Origin of the sequence: Mesorhizobium sp. B2-4-2 (assembly GCF_006442845.1) — a bacterium.
GTDB lineage: Bacteria > Pseudomonadota > Alphaproteobacteria > Rhizobiales > Rhizobiaceae > Mesorhizobium.
Genome location: NZ_VFVM01000004.1, coordinates 481060 through 498734 on the forward strand (window position 1 = coordinate 481060; position 17675 = coordinate 498734).

At 65.2% G+C, this 17675-nt stretch carries 15 protein-coding genes; 2 read left to right on the forward strand and 13 right to left on the reverse strand.

What is annotated here, in order from left to right:
• Positions 1-103: 103 nt before the first annotated feature.
• The 6 genes from FJ942_RS12625 to FJ942_RS12650 are packed head-to-tail and all read right to left on the reverse strand — an operon-like array spanning position 104 to position 7246.
• A complete protein-coding gene (locus FJ942_RS12625; protein WP_140897894.1) occupies positions 104-565 on the reverse strand; it encodes a MarR family transcriptional regulator in 462 nt (153 codons plus the stop codon).
• Positions 562-1146 (reverse strand): amino acid synthesis family protein, encoded by a 585-nt coding sequence (locus FJ942_RS12630; RefSeq protein WP_140563635.1) that lies wholly within the window; start codon positions 1144-1146, stop codon positions 562-564. The genes FJ942_RS12625 and FJ942_RS12630 overlap by 4 nt, the downstream gene beginning before the upstream one ends.
• Complete coding sequence (locus FJ942_RS12635; protein WP_140897896.1) at positions 1139-2020, reverse strand: UPF0280 family protein; 882 nt, start codon at positions 2018-2020, stop codon at positions 1139-1141. The genes FJ942_RS12630 and FJ942_RS12635 overlap by 8 nt, the downstream gene beginning before the upstream one ends.
• 2 nt (positions 2021-2022) lie before the next feature.
• Positions 2023-3564, reverse strand: a complete 1542-nt coding sequence (locus FJ942_RS12640; protein ID WP_140897852.1) for a 6-hydroxynicotinate reductase — start codon at positions 3562-3564, stop codon at positions 2023-2025.
• On the reverse strand, positions 3561-6386 hold the full coding sequence (locus FJ942_RS12645) for a molybdopterin-dependent oxidoreductase (protein WP_140897853.1): 2826 nt from the start codon (positions 6384-6386) through the stop codon (positions 3561-3563). The genes FJ942_RS12640 and FJ942_RS12645 overlap by 4 nt, the downstream gene beginning before the upstream one ends.
• Positions 6383-7246, reverse strand: coding sequence for a xanthine dehydrogenase family protein subunit M (locus FJ942_RS12650; protein ID WP_140554622.1), 864 nt, complete (start codon positions 7244-7246; stop codon positions 6383-6385). The genes FJ942_RS12645 and FJ942_RS12650 overlap by 4 nt, the downstream gene beginning before the upstream one ends.
• 332 nt (positions 7247-7578) lie before the next feature.
• On the opposite strand from FJ942_RS12650, the gene pncA reads away from it, so the two are divergent.
• The gene (pncA, locus tag FJ942_RS12655) at positions 7579-8193 is read left to right on the forward strand and encodes a bifunctional nicotinamidase/pyrazinamidase (protein ID WP_140729562.1); all 615 of its coding nucleotides are present in this window, start codon (positions 7579-7581) and stop codon (positions 8191-8193) included.
• Between the two features lie 61 nt (positions 8194-8254).
• Complete coding sequence (locus tag FJ942_RS12660) at positions 8255-9649, forward strand: sodium:proton antiporter (protein WP_224681661.1); 1395 nt, start codon at positions 8255-8257, stop codon at positions 9647-9649.
• A gap of 49 nt (positions 9650-9698) precedes the next feature.
• Here the strand turns inward: FJ942_RS12660 and FJ942_RS12665 are convergent, their stop codons facing one another.
• The 7 genes from FJ942_RS12665 to pncB form a co-directional block, all read right to left on the reverse strand.
• The gene (locus FJ942_RS12665; RefSeq protein WP_140628679.1) at positions 9699-10421 is read right to left on the reverse strand and encodes an ABC transporter ATP-binding protein; all 723 of its coding nucleotides are present in this window, start codon (positions 10419-10421) and stop codon (positions 9699-9701) included.
• Positions 10418-11143 carry an ABC transporter ATP-binding protein gene (locus FJ942_RS12670; RefSeq protein WP_140897855.1) on the reverse strand — a complete coding sequence of 242 codons (726 nt, stop codon included), beginning with the start codon at positions 11141-11143 and terminating at the stop codon, positions 10418-10420. The genes FJ942_RS12665 and FJ942_RS12670 overlap by 4 nt, the downstream gene beginning before the upstream one ends.
• A complete protein-coding gene (locus tag FJ942_RS12675) occupies positions 11140-12102 on the reverse strand; it encodes a branched-chain amino acid ABC transporter permease (protein WP_140897856.1) in 963 nt (320 codons plus the stop codon). Before FJ942_RS12675 ends, FJ942_RS12670 begins: the two co-directional genes overlap by 4 nt.
• On the reverse strand, positions 12099-12980 hold the full coding sequence (locus FJ942_RS12680) for a branched-chain amino acid ABC transporter permease (RefSeq protein ID WP_140897857.1): 882 nt from the start codon (positions 12978-12980) through the stop codon (positions 12099-12101). The genes FJ942_RS12675 and FJ942_RS12680 overlap by 4 nt, the downstream gene beginning before the upstream one ends.
• 182 nt (positions 12981-13162) lie before the next feature.
• Complete coding sequence (locus FJ942_RS12685) at positions 13163-14467, reverse strand: ABC transporter substrate-binding protein (protein ID WP_140897858.1); 1305 nt, start codon at positions 14465-14467, stop codon at positions 13163-13165.
• Between the two features lie 156 nt (positions 14468-14623).
• Positions 14624-16063, reverse strand: a complete 1440-nt coding sequence (locus FJ942_RS12690) for a hypothetical protein (RefSeq protein WP_140897860.1) — start codon at positions 16061-16063, stop codon at positions 14624-14626.
• Between the two features lie 200 nt (positions 16064-16263).
• Positions 16264-17568, reverse strand: coding sequence for a nicotinate phosphoribosyltransferase (gene pncB, locus FJ942_RS12700; protein ID WP_140625200.1), 1305 nt, complete (start codon positions 17566-17568; stop codon positions 16264-16266).
• Positions 17569-17675 lie beyond the last annotated feature (107 nt).

The window sequence follows — 17675 nt, forward strand, 5'->3', positions numbered from 1 at the left end:
GATGCAGGAAGGTTCTTGCGCCCTGGTCCCCTTTCAATATCCGTCGGCGGCGGTGGCCAGGTGGTTCCCGTCCGGAGGGAGAGGAAAGGACCTCGTCGCCGGCCTACGCCAATTTCGCCAGCAGCTTCATGAAGGTGGCGATCTCCCTGGCCGTGAGCGGTGCCAAGGTTTCCTCGGTAATCTCGCGCGCCAGCGGGATCAGGCGTTCGATCGCCTCGCGCCCTTCGGCGGTCAAATTGACCAGCAGCCGCCGCTTGTCGCCCTCGTGCTTGGAGAGCTCGACAAGGCCGCGCGCCTTCAGCCGGTCGATGACGCCCTTGACGGTCGCCGCATCCATGGCGACCAGCGTGCCGAGCTGGTTCTGCGAAGTCTCCCCGACATCGCGCAGCTTGGCCAATGCCGCGAATTGCGGTGGCGTCAGGTCGCCGATATGGGCAGCGAAGATCGAGACGTGGCGCTGATGCGCCTTGCGCAGGATGAAGCCGACCTGCTCCTGCAGGTGGTAGTCCTGGTCCTCGGCCTCCTCGACCTCGACCAGCTTCAGCAGATTGTCCTCGCCGCTCACCGCAGCCCGTCCCATGCCTTGATATCGTCGGCGGCCAGGCCGCCCATGCGATTGTGCACGCGCGGACCGCAGGTCATGGCGAGGCAGAACAGGATCTCGTCGGGACGCGGTCCGTCGCTGACGCCGACTTCCATCGCATCGAAATGGCTGCGCACATAGGCGGCGTTGATGTGGCCGAGAGGCACATCCAGCCGCGAGCCGAAGGCGCCGACCTTCTTGGCCGACGGCACGATCGCCTTGGCGTCGCCGAGCCGCTCGCGCATGGCGTAGCCGCCCGGCACATGCCAAAGCGCGCCATGCTCGAGTTCGCCCGAGATGCCGACGAGGGCGCCTTTGCCATAGCCGTCGATCTGCTTCACGTCGCCACCCAATGCCGCGATCAGCCGGTCGGCAAGCAGCAGGCCAAGCGGCTTCAGATCGTCCATGGCGCTCTGCAACTCCTCGACATAGCGCCCGGCGAACGGGTTCTTCACCAGCGCCATGGCGGCGGCACGGCGGCGCGGCACCTTGGGCGCCGGCCCGCCCTCATGAAAGATCTCTTCGGTCAGCACCACGATCTTGCGGAGCGGAAACTCAGGCATGGGCAACTTCCTTCCCTGGACTTTTGTCGGGCGCGGCAAGCGCCATGGAGCCCTCGATGCGGGTCTTGCCGGCGAGGAACAGCGCCGACGCGGCGATCAGTCCCCTGCGGCGGAAATCTTCGGCGACGGCAAGTCCCCTGTCCAGCGCCGTGGCAATCTCTGTGGCAGAAAGCGGCCCGACCTCCTGCGTCACCAGTCTGTCGCCAAGGTCGTTGTCCGGCGCCAGATCATGCGCGGGCACACGCCGAATAGCGGGATGGTTGGCCAAGTCGACGGCATTGGCGATCAGCGTCGCCGCGGCATCGGCCTCTGCGCCGGTCCTCGCCAGCACGGTGACGGCGTCGGCGATGCCCAAGGAAAACGAGCGCCCGCGCCAGCCGCTGGTGGCAACGCCTTGCACGCCGTCCTCGGCGCGGATGACGATGCGGTCGGCAAGGCCATGGCCGGTGCCGGCAATGGCAAGGGTGATCGATTGGCCGGTACCGAGATGAAGCGCGCTGTCGCCGCCATTGTTGACATAGGCGCGATCGAGTTTTCGCCCGGTAATCAGTGCGGCAAGTATTTCGTCGGCTACCGAACCGGCGACGGCTGCCATCGGCGTGATGAAGTCGTCCGCCAATGGGGTAACTGCCGCTTCCATGCGCCGCGCCGTCGATCCGGCGAAGGCGCGGGGGCGCAACGTGGCCGGCCGGCGCAACTCGGGCAATTCCTCCACCAGTTCCGGCAGGATGGTCTGGAATCGCGCCACGGCCTGCTCATAAGCTCGCCGGCATTCGCCTGGCGTCCCAAAGGCCTCGACGATCAGGTCGATCGGCCCGTGATTGAGGTGCAGCCGCCTGCCATCCCCGAGCCAATGCGCTTGCGGGCCGTTCATCGTCACGCGGCCCCGTTCGCGGGCGTGCGCCGCAATTGCGCCAGCGGCGGCCATGGGTTGCCGGCCGGCGCACCGTCGCCCCGACGCGCGTTCAGGTACTCGCCACCCTTGGCGACGACATCCTCGACGCTGCGGATCTCGGCGTCGTAGCCGCCGAGCCTGACATAGTCGTCGCGGCGCAGCGTGAATTCGATGGGCGCCACCAGCGCCGGCGTAGGCACATAGCCGAAGGCGCCTTCCGGCACGCGCGTCACATCCACCATCAGCGTGATGCCGCCGCCCGGCCAGACATAGACCGGCGCGCCGCCGACCGTCACATAAGTGGTCAGGCCCTGCACGGAACGCGTCAGGTTGACGGGGTTTTCGGTGACGCCGGCGCGCAGCGAACCGCCGGCGCCGCCGATGAACAGCACGGTGCACAGCGCCGGTTCGCAATTGTCCTCGATCAGCCTGACCGACTTTTGCAACCGTTCCGGGAACGGCTTTTCGACAGGCTTCAACTGGTCGTCGAGTTCGTAATAGGCGAACTGTTCGCCGGTGGTCGAAACCATCAGCAGCGACAGGCCGGGCCGCCCGCCCTTCTTGGCGTTCCATTCGCCCAGGATCGACAGCGGGTCGGATATGCTGGTGCCGCCCCAGCCGAGACCGGGCTCGGACACCTTGAAATAGCGCCCAGGCGTCGAGCGGCGGCCGATGATCTTTATCCCCGTGTCCTGCCAGCCGAGCACCTTGCCGGCCTGATGCTCCGAGACGACGCCGGTTATGTGGTCGTCGACCACCACCACCTCGTCGACCAGGCCGCGCCATTGCGTGGCGAACATGCCGATGGTCGCCGACCCGCAGCCGACCCGCATGCGGTGTTCCTGCTTGCCGTCGATGACAGGCGGTTTGCCGGCTTCGACCGTTATGGTGGCGCCGCCGTCGATGGTCAGCTCCACCGGCTTGCGGTTGCACAGACCGAGCAGCGCATCGCAGGTGGCGCGGCCTTCGGCCTTGGAGCCGCCGGTCAGATGATGCACGCCGCCCAGCGACAGCATCTGCGAGCCATATTCGCCCGTCGTGACATGACCGATCGCCTCGCCTTGCGACCGCACGACAGCCGTTTCGGGTCCGATATGACGGTCGGTGTCGATCTTCACCTTGACGCCGCAATAGGAGAAGATGCCCTCCGTCACGACGGTGACGAGATCGACGCCCTCGACCTGCTGGCTGACGATGAAGGGCGCCGGCTTGTAGTCGGGATAGGTGGTTCCGGCGCCGATCGCCGTGACGAAGCGGCGGCCGGTGTTGACCAGTTCGCCGTCCCAGGCCTCGCCCTCTGCGATGAAGGGCACGACCGCGCCGCCGATCTCGGCGGTATGATCGAGAATGGTCAGCGGGTCCATGCGCACGATCCGGCCGCCGGCATTGCCGTAGCGGTCGCAAGCGCCGGTGCGGCCATCTGATATGTAGCACATGACAGGGCAGGCATCGCAGCGGATCTTCTCCGCCACCAGCTTCTCGCCGGGATCATGGGTTTCGAAGCGTTCGGCAAGCTCGCTCATCGGCATGCCTCCTTCTCGCGGATGGCGGCGCGGATGCGAGTCGGCGTCGCCGGAACTTTGGTGATCGCAATACCGGTCGCATGGCGGATGGCGTTGAGGATCGCCGGCGCCGTCGGGATCAGCACATGTTCGCCCAAGCCCTTGGCGCCGAATGGCCCTTCCGGGTCTGGCACCTCGATCAATATCGTCTCGATCGGCGGCACGTCGCCGATGGTCGGAATGAGATAATCGTGCAAATTCTCGGTGCGGCCGGGAATGTACTCTTCCATCAGCGCCATGCCGATGCCTTGCGCGATGCCGCCCTCGATCTGACCCTCGACCAGCAGCGGGTTGATCGCCTTGCCGACATCGTGCGCGGCGGTGATCTTGACCAGCTTGACCGTGCCGAGCTTGAGGTCCACCTCGAGCTCGGCGATCTGCGCGCCGTAACCATAGACCGCATAGGGCTTGCCCTGGCCTTTGCCGTCGAGCGGCAAGGTCGGCGGGTCGTAAGTCTCCTCGGCGCGGAAGACGAAGCCGTCTGCATCCGCTTCGAGGGCGCCAAGATGGACGCGGCGGATCGCTTCGCCCTCGCATATGATAATCGTCGGCCCGTCGAGTTGAAGCGACGCCTTTTGCGAGACATTGGCAAAACGCAGGATCTCATCGCGCAAGGCACGGCCAGCCTTCTCGGCCGCCTTGCCGGTGACGAAGGTCTGGCGCGAGGCCGAGGTCTTGCCGGCATCGGGAGTGATCGCGGTGTCGGCGCCCTTGAGCCGGAAATTCTCCAATGGCAGGCCGAGCGCGTCGGCGCAGATTTGCGTGATGACGGTGTTGGAGCCCTGGCCGATGTCAACGGCGCCCTGGTGCAGGATGATCTCGCCTGACGCCGCGATGCCGACCTGGATGGTCGACGGATTGGGCAGCGAGGTGTTGCCGCAGCCGTACCAGCAGGAGGCGATGCCGACGCCGCGCTTTTTATCCGTGTTGGCACTGTTGAAGGCATCCACGTCAGCCACTGCACGCGCCCAATGCGGCCGCAGGGCATCGAGGCATTCGGCAATGCCGACGCCCGATTCCAGCCTCTGTCCGGTAACTGTTTCGGATCCGTTACGAAGGCAGTTTCTCAAGCGGAAGTCGAGCCGGTCGATGCCGAGCTTGCCGGCCAGCTCGTCGTACAAGGTCTCCTGCATGATGGTCGCTTGCGGCACGCCGAAGCCGCGGAAAGCGCCGGAAATCGGCCCATGTGTATGGATGGCGCGGCCTTCGGCGCGGTAGTTCGGGGTCGCGTAGGGACCTGAGGCATGCACCGGCACACGGTTGGCCACGGTCGGTCCCCAGCTCGCGTACGCCCCGGTGTTGAAATCGCCTGAGAAAATCATGCCGGTGACATGGCCCTCGGCATCGGCGCCGATGGTCGCTTTCATCTGCGCCGGGTGGCGCTTGGTGGTCGACATCATCGATTCATTGCGCGTGTAGGCAAGCGCCGCCGGCCGCCCGGTCCTCATCGCCACCAGGCCGACCAGCGGTTGCAGGGACACGTCGAGTTTGGAACCAAAACCGCCGCCCGTCGCGGTCGGCACGATGCGCACCTTGTCGACGGGCAGGCCCAGCACCTTCGCCGTGTCGTCGCGGTCCATATAGGGCGCCTGCGTGCAGGCGACGACGACCAGCATGTCGCCATCCATATAGGCATGGCCGGCTTCCGGCTCGATATAGGCATGCTCGACATAGGCCGTCTCGATCGCACCGGTCACGGTGACAGCGGCATCGGCAAGCGCCGTCTCGGGATCGCCGCGTTCGACGAAGCCCTTGGTCAGAAGGTTGGCCGGGCGGTTCGCATGGATCAGCGCCGCTCCTTCGGCCTGTGCCTCGCAAGGCTGCAACAGATGTGGCAATTCGGTCCAGCGGATCGGGAAATCCGACAGGTCGAGATCGAGCATCGCCTCGCGCTCGCCGGCAACAAGCGCCACCGCCTCGCCGCGAAACCGCGCCAAGCCTTCGGCGAGAGCCGGCTGGTCGGCGAACGGACCGATGACGCCGAAACAGTTCTTTCCCGGGATATCGGCCGCCGTGAAGATACCGGCGATGCCGGGACGAGCTTTTGCCCAGCCGTCGAGGTCGCCGAAGGCGAAGCTGGCATGGTAGTGCGGCGAGCGGATTACCAGCACCGCCAGCGCATCGGCCGGGAACGAATCGCCGCCGAATTTCTCACCGCCGGTCACCTTCGGCACGCCATCGAGCCGGATCGGGGAGGAGCCAATGGCGTGACCGGACCGAGGCAGACGGAAATCCAGGCTTGCAGCCTGGGCGGAGGCATCCATCACAGCAGCGACGATCTTCCGGTACCCGGTGCAACGGCAGAGGACACCACCAAGCGCGTCCTGCACTTCGATCTCGCTCGGCCTGGCTTTCTTGTCCAGCAGGGCCGTCGCCGCCACCAGCAGGCCCGGCGTGCAAATGCCGCACTGCGCCGCACCATGCGCCAGGAAGGAGGCCTGTAGTGCCGACAGCCGGCCATTGGCGAGCCCTTCGACCGTCGTTACCGACGCTCCGGCGGCCGACGCCGCCGGCATCAGGCAGGCGCAGACCGGATCGCCATCGACCAGCACCGTGCAGGCGCCGCAGTCGCCGGCGTCGCAGCCGACCTTGGTCCCGGTCAGCAGCAATTCGTCGCGCAGCACCGAGGACAGCCGGCGCAGCGGCGGCACGTTGACCGAGACGGCGGCGCCATTGACCGCGAAGGTAATCTCGGCGCGTGCGAGGCCGGGCTGACCTGCGTCACTGTCGGAAAGGGCTCCGCCGGGTCGACCTTGGCTGATGTCAGGCTGTGCTTTGTTCATGCCGCCGCCGTCCTGTCACCATTCACCGGCCCCGCCGCCGCAAGCACGGCGCGGACAACGATTTCGCGCGCCGCGTCCTGCCGGTATTCGGCGCTGCCGCGCACGTCGCCGATCGGCGACAGCTCTTCCATCGGCGCGGCGAGGACCGCTGTAGCCAGCCCATGATCCGCCGCCAGTCCGCGCAGGGCCGCCTCGACCCCGCCGAGCCGCTTTGCAACAGCCGAGCAGGAACCGACGGCGACCGCCGCTTGCTCGACGATGCCGTCCTGCACGACCAGGCGTGCCCCCACCATGGCGATCGAGATAACGAGATAGCGCCGCGCGCCGAGCTTGACGAAAGCCGACATACCCGCGCCGGCCGCTTTCGGCACGCGGATGGCGGTTACCATCTCGCCGGGCCGCAGGTCCGTGCGGCGATTGCCGAGGATGAATTCCCGGAGCGGCAGGTGGCGCACCGCTTGCGCCGAGCGCAGTTCTATCTCGGCGTCGAGCACCAGCAGCGCCGGCACGCCATCCGCGGCCGGCGAAGCGTTGCAGAGATTGCCGGCGATCGAGGCGACATTCTGGATCTGAACGGACCCGACCTCCCGCGCGGCCGCTTTCAGCGCATCGAAGGCCGGCGGCAAGGGATGGCGAACGATATCGGTCCAGCTGGTGCGCGCCCCGATCTGCCAGTGCGTTTCCGTTTCCGCAATGCCGCGCAGCGCGGCCAGCCCGTTGATGTCGAGCACATTGTCGCGGAAAGGCTTGTTGCCTTGCGCCGGGTAGAAGTCGGTGCCGCCGGCAAGGATGCGCCACGAAGCTTCGCCAAGCAGGGCGAGCGCCTCGTCGACCGTGGTGGGTTTCGCGTAACGGATCACGCTTTGCCTTCCCAGAAAAAGGGCCTTTCCGAGGGAACTTGCCGGCGTCCGGGCCCGGCTTAAATTCATTCGTATGCAAATGATATCAAGTCGGCGGAAATTGTCAAAGCCGGAGTTTGCGCAGCACCCGCACGGCTGCCGCCGCCACGCATTTGTTCTCCGCAAAATCTAGGTGCTGGGGCGCCCTTTGCGCGTTCGGGGTTGCGCCCGGCGCTCTAATGGTTGACGCGGCCCGCCATCTGGTCAAGTTTCTCCCTCCGGTCGCGCCAGCGGCTTTCTTTCGCCGGGATCCCCCTGGGAGCCCGCGCCCGATACCGACAGGAAGGAACCCCATGGCCGAAGAAGCGCTTGTCGTCATCGACCTGCAGAACGACTTTTGCCCTGGCGGCGCGTTGGCTGTGACCGGCGGCGACGAGATCGTGCCGCTGGTCAACGACCTGATCCGGCGAACCGATCATGTCGTGCTGACGCAGGACTGGCATCCAGCCGGCCATTCGAGCTTTGCCTCAAGCCATCCAGGCGCCCAGCCTTTTGAAACCATCGAGATGCCCTACGGCCAGCAGACATTGTGGCCGGACCATTGTATCCAGGGCAGCCTCGGCTCGGATTTTCACTCGGGTCTTGCCTGGACCAAGGCCGAGCTCGTCATCCGCAAGGGATTTCGGCCTGATATCGACAGCTATTCGGCCTTCTTCGAGAACGACCACACGACGCCGACCGGCCTTGCCGGCTATCTCAGGGAGCGCGGCATCGACACTCTGACCCTGGTCGGCCTGGCGACCGATTTCTGCGTCGCCTTCTCGGCGCTCGACGCGGTCAAGCAGGGGTTCACGACCACTGTCAGGCTCGATGCCTGCCGCGGGATCGACCTCAACGGTTCGGTCGAGACGATGTTGGCAAGGATGCGCCAAGCAGGCGTGACGCTCGAAGACCACGCGGCGGACTGACCTCATCGTGGGAGAAGAGAAGGGGTCGATAGGGGCGACGGCTTTGACGGCAAGTGCCGTGGTGGCTGTCGCGATTCTGTTACCGGGAACGGCCTTCGCCGCGGAAGAGCACGGCCTGCCAGGCCGGACGATGTCGCTGTGGTGGGCGCTGCCCTTTGCCGGGCTGTTGCTGTCGATCGCCACGGGACCGCTGCTTTTCAACCATGTCTGGGAGCATCATTACGGCAAGATTGCTGCATTTTGGGCGGCTCTCGTGGTGGTGCCGCTCGCATCGGCCTTCGGCACGACGGTGGCGACGGAAGCGGTGCTGCATGCGCTGCTCACGGAATACATGTCGTTCATCATTCTCCTGTTCGCGCTGTTCACCATTTCGGGCGGCATTCTCGTGGCCGGCAACATCCACGGCACGCCATTGGTCAATGCCGGGCTGCTGCTCATCGGCGCCCTGCTCGCTTCCGTCATCGGCACTACCGGCGCCTCGATGATCCTTATCCGGCCGCTCATCCGCGCCAATGACAACCGGCCGTTCAACGCCCATGTCATCATCTTCTTCATCTTCCTGGTGTCCAACATCGGCGGTTCGCTGACGCCGCTCGGCGACCCGCCGCTGTTCGTCGGCTTCCTGCGCGGCGTCGATTTCTTCTGGACCACCGCCAACCTCTGGCGCGAGACCCTGTTCGTCAGCGTCGTCGTGCTCGCCGTCTTCCTGGCGATCGACACCACGCTGCATCGCCGCGAAATGGGCGCGCCAAAGATCAAGGACCCGACGCCGGACACGAAAGTGCGCATCCGCGGCCTGCCCAACCTGCCGCTGCTGGCCGGCGTGATCGGCGCGATCCTGCTTTCGGCCACATGGAAGCCCGGCATCAGTCTTTCCATTCAGGGGGTGGACCTCGAGTTGCAGAACCTTGTCCGCGATGTCGTCATCCTGGCGCTTGCCTTCGTTTCGCTGGCCGTCTCGCGCAAGGAGTATCGGCAGGCGAACGGTTTCAACTGGGGGCCGATCGCGGAAGTGGCGAAACTGTTCGCCGGCATCTTCGTCTGCATCGTGCCCGTCGTCGCCATCCTGAGGGCCGGCCACGAAGGCGCGCTTGCGCCGCTGGTCGCGCTCGTCACGTCAGCGCAGGGCATGCCCAACGATCTCGCCTATTTCTGGCTGACCGGAGCGCTGTCGTCCTTCCTGGATAACGCTCCGACCTACCTGGTGTTCTTCGAGCTGGCCGGCGGCGCTCCCCGGCATCTGATGACGGAGCTCGCTTCGACCTTGGCGGCGATCTCGGCGGGTGCGGTGTTCATGGGCGCCAACACCTATATCGGCAACGCGCCGAACTTCATGGTCTACGCCATTGCCCGGCACCGCGGCGTGAACATGCCGGGTTTTTTCGGCTACATGGCGTGGTCGGGCGCGGTGCTGATCCCCACGTTCTTGATGGCGGGCTTCCTGTTCTTCGGGTGAGCCGGCGAGGACGCCAGGCCCTTACCTTCCACAAGGGGAGGGCAAATCCTCAGCCTACGCCGACATAGCGCCTGACCGCGGACGGGTCGGCGCGCAACGCCTCTACGTCGACCGTCTCACGGTTGCGGCCATTCTCGATAAAGGCGACGCGGTCGGCGACCGACAGCACGGCATCGACCCGCTGCTCCACCAGGATGGTGGAAACGCCCAGTTCGCGCAGCTTGGCCACCGTCTCGCGGATCTTTGCGATCATCGACGGCATCAGCCCTTCGGTCGGCTCGTCGAGCAGTAGCACCTGCGGTTCCAGGCAGAGCGCGCGTGCCATGGCCAGCATCTGCTGCTCGCCGCCCGACAAGGTGCCCGAGCGCTGCCTGAGCCGCTGGCGCAGCAGCGGGAACAGGTTGAGCACGTTTTCGCGCACGGCCTTCCCCTTGCCGCGCGCCATCAGCCCGATCTCGATGTTCTCCGCCACCGTCATTTCGGCGAACAGCCGCCTGCCTTGCGGCACATAGGCAATGCCGGCTTTAGGCACCTCGTGGGCGGCCAGACCGGTCAATTCCTGGCCTGCGAGGCTGATCGAACCGGCACTCGCCCGGACCAGCCCCATGATGGCTTTCAGCGTCGTCGTCTTGCCGGCGCCGTTGCGGCCGAACAGGCACAGCACCTCGCCCTTGTTCAGCGCCAGGTCGAGCCCATAGAGCACCTGAACCTCGCCATAGAAGCAGTCCAGTCCCGCGATCCGCAACGCTTGCGTCTTGCTCGTCTCGGTCATGGGGCGGTCCCCAGATAGGCTTCCTGCACCGCCGCATTTTCGCGGATCGCCTCCGGCGTGCCCTCTGCCAGGATCTTGCCGGCGTTGAAAACGGTGATGCGGTCGGCAAGCTGCATGACGACAGGCATGTTGTGCTCGATCAGGAGCACGGTGGCGTCCCTGGCGATCTCGCGCACCAGGGCGATGAAATTGTCGATCTCGCTGTCGGCGAGCCCCTGCGTCGGCTCGTCGAGGATCAGCAGGCGCGGCTTCAGCGCCAGGCCCATCGCCACCTCCAGCAGGCGCTGGTGGCCATAGGACAATTGACCGGCCGGCATATGGGCGCGGTCGGCCAGCCCGGTGCGTGCGAGCGCCGACATGACAGCGGCCTGTATCGCGCTCTTGGAATGGCCATGCCGTAGCGTCAGTTGCACGGGCAGCGCGACGTTGGCGTAAACGGACAGGTTGGCATAGATGCTGGTGATCTGGAACGTGTAGGCGATGCCCTGGCGGACCCTGACATAGGCCGGCAGGCCGGTGATGTCGGAGCCGTCGAAAACGATCGATCCGGACGAGGGCGGGATACGGCCGCTGATCAGGCTGACGAAAGTGGTCTTCCCGGCACCGTTGGGGCCGATGACGGCGCGGATTTCGCCCGGCACCAAGGTGAAATCGACGCTGTCGACGGCGCGCAGGCCGCCGAAATTGCGCGACAGGCCTTTGGTGGTCAGAAGCGGCGTCATGGCAGCCATCCGAGCCAGCGCTGCCGGATGCTGCCCAGAATGCCTTTCGGGAAGAACAGCACCAGCAGGATCAACGCGACGCCGACGATCAACAGGTAGGCGGAGGTGAAGCCGCTGGTGACGTCGATAACATAGTACATGAACAGCGTGCCGATCAGCGGTCCGAGCGTGGTGGCGGCGCCGCCGAGCAGCACCCACAGCAGCGGCAGGATCGAGTACTGTACCGAGGCGAAGCTCGAGCCGACATAGCCGAACAGCAGCGCATAGGCAGCGCCCGACGCCGCGCAGATCGTGCCGGAGACGACCACTGCGGCGAGCTTGTTGGAGAATGTGTCGTAACCCAGCATTTTGGTCCGTTCCTCGTTTTCGCGGATGGCAACCAGCACGCGGCCGTATCGGGAGCGGACGACGGCCAGTGTGACCAGAAGCACGAGCGAGAACAGCGCCAGCGCGCTCATGTAGCGCACCGTCGGATTGGTGAGATCGAGCGACGTCGCGCCGAAACTCAGGACGCGTGCCGGCTGCGGCACCACCATGCCCTGGTCGCCGCCGGTCCACGCGGCAAAATAGAGGATGAGGAGGTAAAAGACCTGCGCGAACATCATGGTGACGATCATGAAGGCGACACCCGTAGTGCGCAGCGCCAGCAGCCCGATCACCAGTGCCAGCACCGCGCCGCAGGCGATACCGCTCAACAAAGCCGCCGGCACGCTCCAGCCAAGCTGGATGACGGCAAGGCCGGCGCCGTAGAGGCCGGCGGCAAAGAACATGGCATGACCGAGACTGAGCAGGCCGACATAGCCGAACAGCATGTTGTAGCCCATGGCGAAGACCGCCAGCACCATGATGCGGGCGACGAGGCCGTGATGATAGTCCGGCAGCACGAAGCTCAGGACAAAAAGCAGCGCGATGACGCCGAGATGCAAGCCGTAGGCTTTTGCCGGCGAGGTCTCGCTCATCGCGTCGCCGTCCCGAACAGGCCCTGCGGCCGGAACACCAGCACCATGGCGACCAGCAGCGTGGCGATGATCTTGGCCAGCGTCGGCGAGAAGAACACCGAAATGATGCCGTCCGACAGCCCGATCAGCACGGCGGCGATGACGGTTCCGCGCAACGAGCCGAGGCCGCCGATGATGACGACGATGAAGGACAGCAGCAGCGGATCCTGCCCCATCAGGTAATGCGCCTGGCTGATCGGCACGATCAGCACCGCGGCGATGGCCGCGAGCATGGCGCCGAGCGCGAAGACGCCGCCATAGACTCGATCGACAGGGATGCCGAAGGCCTGCGCCGTCTCGCTGTCATACTGCGTGGCACGCATGACGAGGCCGACCCTGGTGCGCGTCAGCACCAGCCATGTCACCACGAGCAGAAGGACGGATGCCGCGATGATCGACAGCTTGTAGCCCGAATAGCCGAACCACGGCAGAAGGATACGATAGCTGAAGGGCGGCTCTACCGGGCGCGCTTCCGGACCATAGAAGGTCAGCGCCAGCTGCTGGATAATGTAGAGCATGCCGATGGTGGCGACGATGGTGGCTTCCGGATTGTAGTTCAGCCGGCGCAGCACCAGCCGCTCGGCCACCAGTGCAAGGGCGCCGACGACCAGCGGTGCGATGATAAGTGCCGCCAGGAACCCGAGCGCCGGATGGCCTCCGATCGCAGTCGTGATCGCCCAGGCGAGCACGGCTCCCAGCATGAAGAACTCGCCATGCGCGACGTTGACCACGCGCATCACGCCGAACACCAGCGACAGGCCGAGCGCGGTCAGCGCCAGCACGGCGGATGTGACGAGCCCTTCGAGGGCGGCAAGGAGGAGGTGGGGACCGAAATGCATGGGTTAGGTACTCACCGATAGCGCAATCGCGCCCCTTGAGGGGGTGAGAAGCGGTCCGCGCAGCGGACGGAAAGCCAATTGCTTGGCTTTCCGAACGACGAACGCCCGGAGCGACAGCGAAGGGCCGGGTCCGGCAGGACAGAGGGGGGTGGCTTGGCGCTCACGCTTGCTGTTGAGCCGGCCTACAACGCCTGCGTCGTATAATCCCCCTCGGCCTCGTAAAGCCCGTCCTCGATCTTGGTCTTATGCACCACCTTGAGCTTGCCGCCTTCGACCTTGGAGATGTTCTGGATGCCGAAGCACTGGTGGATCTTGCCGTTGAAGGTCTTTGGCCCTTGCGGATGCTCCGGGCCTTCGGCGAATTCGGTCAGCGCCTCGGTCGCCTCGACCAGCTTGGCGCGGTCTTCCGGGCCCTTGTAGCCGGCGTCTTCCATCGCCTTCTTGACGACGTAGAGCGTCTCCCAGCAGCCGAACATATGCGCGGCGGTGGAGACATCCTTGGGGTCGCCGACGGCCGCGCCATTGTCATCGATGCCGACGGCGGCGCGATAGGCCTTCTGCGCCTCGGAATCGTCCGTCTGGGCATAACGTGGCGAGCCTTCCCAGAAATGGCTGCCGTCCAGGAATTCGAGCCCGGGGCTGTTGATGTCGACGGCTTCGAGCGAATCGATGAAGCCGAACAGCTGCGGCCGGTTAGAGCCGTAGAACTCGCCAAGCTCCTTGACGAAGGTGAGCACCGCCGGGCCGACCATGACGTGGTAGATCACCTCGGTCTCGGCCGGAATCTGCGGGAAGTATTTGGTGAAGGAGCTCTCCGTCGGCGGAATGGCGATTTGCGCGATGACCTCTGCGCCCTGCGCCTTCAGCGCCGGCGGGAGGTAGTCGCGGTGGTCGTAGCCGAAAGCAAAATCGGGGAAGATCTGCGTCACCTTCTTGCCGGCATTGGCCGCGATCCACGGCGCCATCGACTGGATCTGGCTCTTTACGTCGGTGATGCCGGGCTGGAAGACATAGCGGTTGAGCTTGGTCGAGGCGACATGGTGGCCTTCGCTGACGACGAAATAGGGCATCTTGGCTTCGCCGGCGGCGGGTGCCGAGCCGATGACGACATGCGAGAACAAGGTGCCGAAGACGATGTCGGTCTTGTGCTGGGTGGCGAACTTGCCGACCACCTCGGCACCCCGGCCGGGATCGGTGCCGTCATCCTCGATGATGACCTCGACCGGCCGGCCATTGATGCCGCCGGCCGCGTTGATCGCCTTGACCGCCGCGGCCGTGGTCTTCTCGTACCAGCGGCCATAGGCGGCGCCGATGCCGGTTCGGTGCGACTGGAAGCCGATCTTGATCGGGGCGGAGCTTTGCGCCTGGGAGTAGCGGACGAAACCGGGCGCGACCGCCAGGCCGGCGCCGGCGGCCAGACCCTTCAGCGCGGTGCGGCGGGTGAGACCGGCCTTGGAGAGATCGAAAAACCTATTCTTGTCAGTCACGGCAGTTCCCCTGTTTTTGAGTTTTGACCAATGGCTGGAACGTAGCAGACCGCGTCCTGCGGACGGCCGAAATTGCATGTGTACAAACTAAATCACCAAAGTCCGGACACGGCAATGCCGTTTCCCCAGGGGGATCCCGGTTTATTTCCACCGCGTCTAGCCAACGGTCGGCGTGGCGAGCAGCCAGAGGCCGAAGACGGTGTAGGCGATCATCAGCAAGGTGAGCGGAAACTGGCTGAGCGCGGCGCGGGCGGGAACCGGATGCAGGCGTGCGGCGAAGCCGTGGGCGACGAGCACGGCAAGCAGATGACCGAGAATGATGGCACCGGCCTGGATGTTCCACAGCCACCATGCCGAGCCCGCGCCGGCGACGATGCCGGCTTCGATCTGCATGTCGGCGGTGCCTAAAAGGTTCCAGCCGAGCGCAAACGGATCGGACAGTGCCGCAAGCGCATACTGGCCGTCGACCAGCAGCGCCGTCAGGTAATGCGCGATGTGGTAGGCGAGCGCGATCGGCACGATCGACCAGACCAGCAGCCCCGTCGCCTCGCCAAGCCTGTGGCCGTCGCCGGCGAGCTTCTGGCCGACGACCACGGCAAGCAGGAAGACCGCCGCAAGCAGCATGAATGTCAGGACGAGGCCAAAACTGCCGCTGCCGATCACCGCCGTGCGGCCGGGGAATTCAAGCGGATTGATGCCGAACAGGCCCAGCCAGAAGAAGGTCTTCGACAGGCCGTCATAGGAAACCGAGGACAGGGCGAGCAGCAGGAAGGCCACGCCGCTTGCCGGCAAAGGCGCGGCGGTCAGCAGCTTGGCGCCCGGCCAGCATAGCGCAAGCCGGCCGCGTTCGTCGCGCACGACCGGCGCGAAGCGTGCCACCATCGAGAAGAAGACGGTGAGGAATTCGCCGCTGCGGGCCCACGCCCCATAACCGAACGACAGCATCGCCAGCAAGGTGAACAACCAGTAGAGGCCGGCGGCCCGGGCGAGCCGTGTCGGATCGTCGGGCGCCGGATCGATGAGCTCGAACCAGGCAAAAGCGAAGAACAGGAGGACAGCCGGCCAGTATCCGAGCCATGATGGAAGGCGCCTGGCCGCTTCACCGCCCCTGCCGGCCAGGCGAGACAGGAGACGCACCGGCCCGTACCAGGGATTGAGCCAGGACCAGAGGTCGCCGAGGAAACCTTGCAGGAGCGTGAAGCCGGCCCACAGCAGTGTCCAGATCACCAGAGGCAGCGGGTTGGAGAGCGGATCGCGGCTGCCGAGAAAACCCGCGGCAATGAGACATGCAAAGCCGGCAAAGGATATCAGGCTGGCAGCGGTGCGGGCATCATCACCCAGTGTGAACAGTGGCAGGCGCCGCCGCCAGAAACGATCGAGCCGATGCGCCGGCAGCAGCGCCAGCACGAGGAAGCTTGCGGCCACGGCGAAAGCGCCGCCGATCAGGTAATAGCCGGTCGGCAGGAGCAGGACGTGGCCGCGGTCCGAGGCGTGGGCGAAGGCTGGGGTGGGTGAGAGGAGCAATAGAGCGATAGGCAAAAATGCTAATGACCGACGACGGCACTCTACGGCGCCCCCCTCTGTCCTGCCGGACATCTCCCCCTCAAGGGGGGAGATTGGCGGTTTCTCTGTCGGCGCTTCCCTTGCAACGCCGGAGGTTCGCGAAGACGAAGATGACAGCATGATCTCCCCCCTTGAGGGGGAGATGTCCGGCAGGACAGAGGGGGGCGCCAAGGAACTCAGCCTATCCGACTTTGCCGTCTCGTATGGCGATGCCGGAAGCACCGGTCGTGCCCTCACACCTTGACCAACTGCTCCACCCGGTCCTTTTCACCGAAGATGCGCAGATACCGCTCGATCTCCTTGAGGTCACCCGTCGCCTTGGCTGGATTATCCGAGAGCTTCACGGCCGGCCGGCCGTTGGCCTCGGTCACCTTGCAGACCAGCGATATGGCGTCGAGGCTGTCGGTTGCCGTAGGCGCGCAGCCCTCGAAATCATTGGTCAGGTTCGTGCCCCAGCCGAAGGACATGCGCACCTTGCCCTTGAAGTGGCGGTAGGTCTCCTCGATGGTCTCGACCTCGAGCCCGTCGGAGAAGATCAGCAGCTTCTGCCTGGGGTCCTTGCCCTTCTCGCGCCACCAGGACAGGATCTTCTCGCCGCCCTCGATCGGCGGCGCGCTGTCGGGGCGAAAGCCGGTCCAGTCGGCCACCCAATCCGGCGCGTCGCGCAGGAAGGAAGCCGTGCCGAAGGCGTCGGGCAGCACGATCAGCAAATTGCCGCCATAGTAGCGCTGCCAATCCTGCAGCACCTTGTAGGGCGCCTGTTTCAATTCCTTTTCCGAATTGGCCAGCGCTCCGAACACCATCGGCAGTTCATGCGCGTTGGTGCCCAGCGCCTCGAGGTCGTTGTCCATGGCCAGAAGCACGTTGGAGGTGCCGGTGAAAGCTTCGCCGATGCCTTCCTTCAGCGCTTCCACGCACCAGCGCTGCCACAGGAAGGAATGGCGCCGGCGCGTGCCGAAGTCGGAAATACGGATGCCGGGCAGCGCCTTCAGCCGTTCGGTCTTGGCCCACATCTTGGCTTTTGCGCGGGCGTAGAGCACGTCGAGCGTGAAAGGCCCGAACGACCGCAAGGCGGCGCGCGAGCGCAATTCGTTGATGATGGCGAGCGCGGGAATCTCCCACAGCGTGGTGTACATCCACGGGCCGCTGAAGGAGAGCTCATACTGCCCGCCGCGCCTGGAAAGCTCGTAGTCGGGCAACCGGAAATTCTCCAGCCAGGCCAGGAATTCCGGCTCGAAGATCTGCTTGCGGCCATAGAAATTGTTGCCCCCCAGCCAGATCATCTCCTTCTTGGAGAAGCGCAAGGTGCGGGCGTGGTCAAGCTGTTCGCGCAACTCGCCCTCGTCAATCTCCTCGGCCAGCCGCACCGAAGTGGTGCGGTTGATCAGCGAAAAGGTGGCGTCGACCTTGGGGTACATGCCCCAGATCATCTGCAGCATCAGAAGCTTGTAGAAATCCGTGTCCAGCAGGCTGCGCACGATCGGGTCGAGCTTCCAGGTATGGTTGTAGACGCGCCGCGCAATATCGGTCCTGGCCATGTCTCGTTACCGCCTTCGCTGCCTGCCGCCCATGATCGCGACAGGCCTCATAGCATCGAATTGGCAAAAGCGCTGCCCGGTTTCAGGCTGGCCCGACAAAAAGAAAG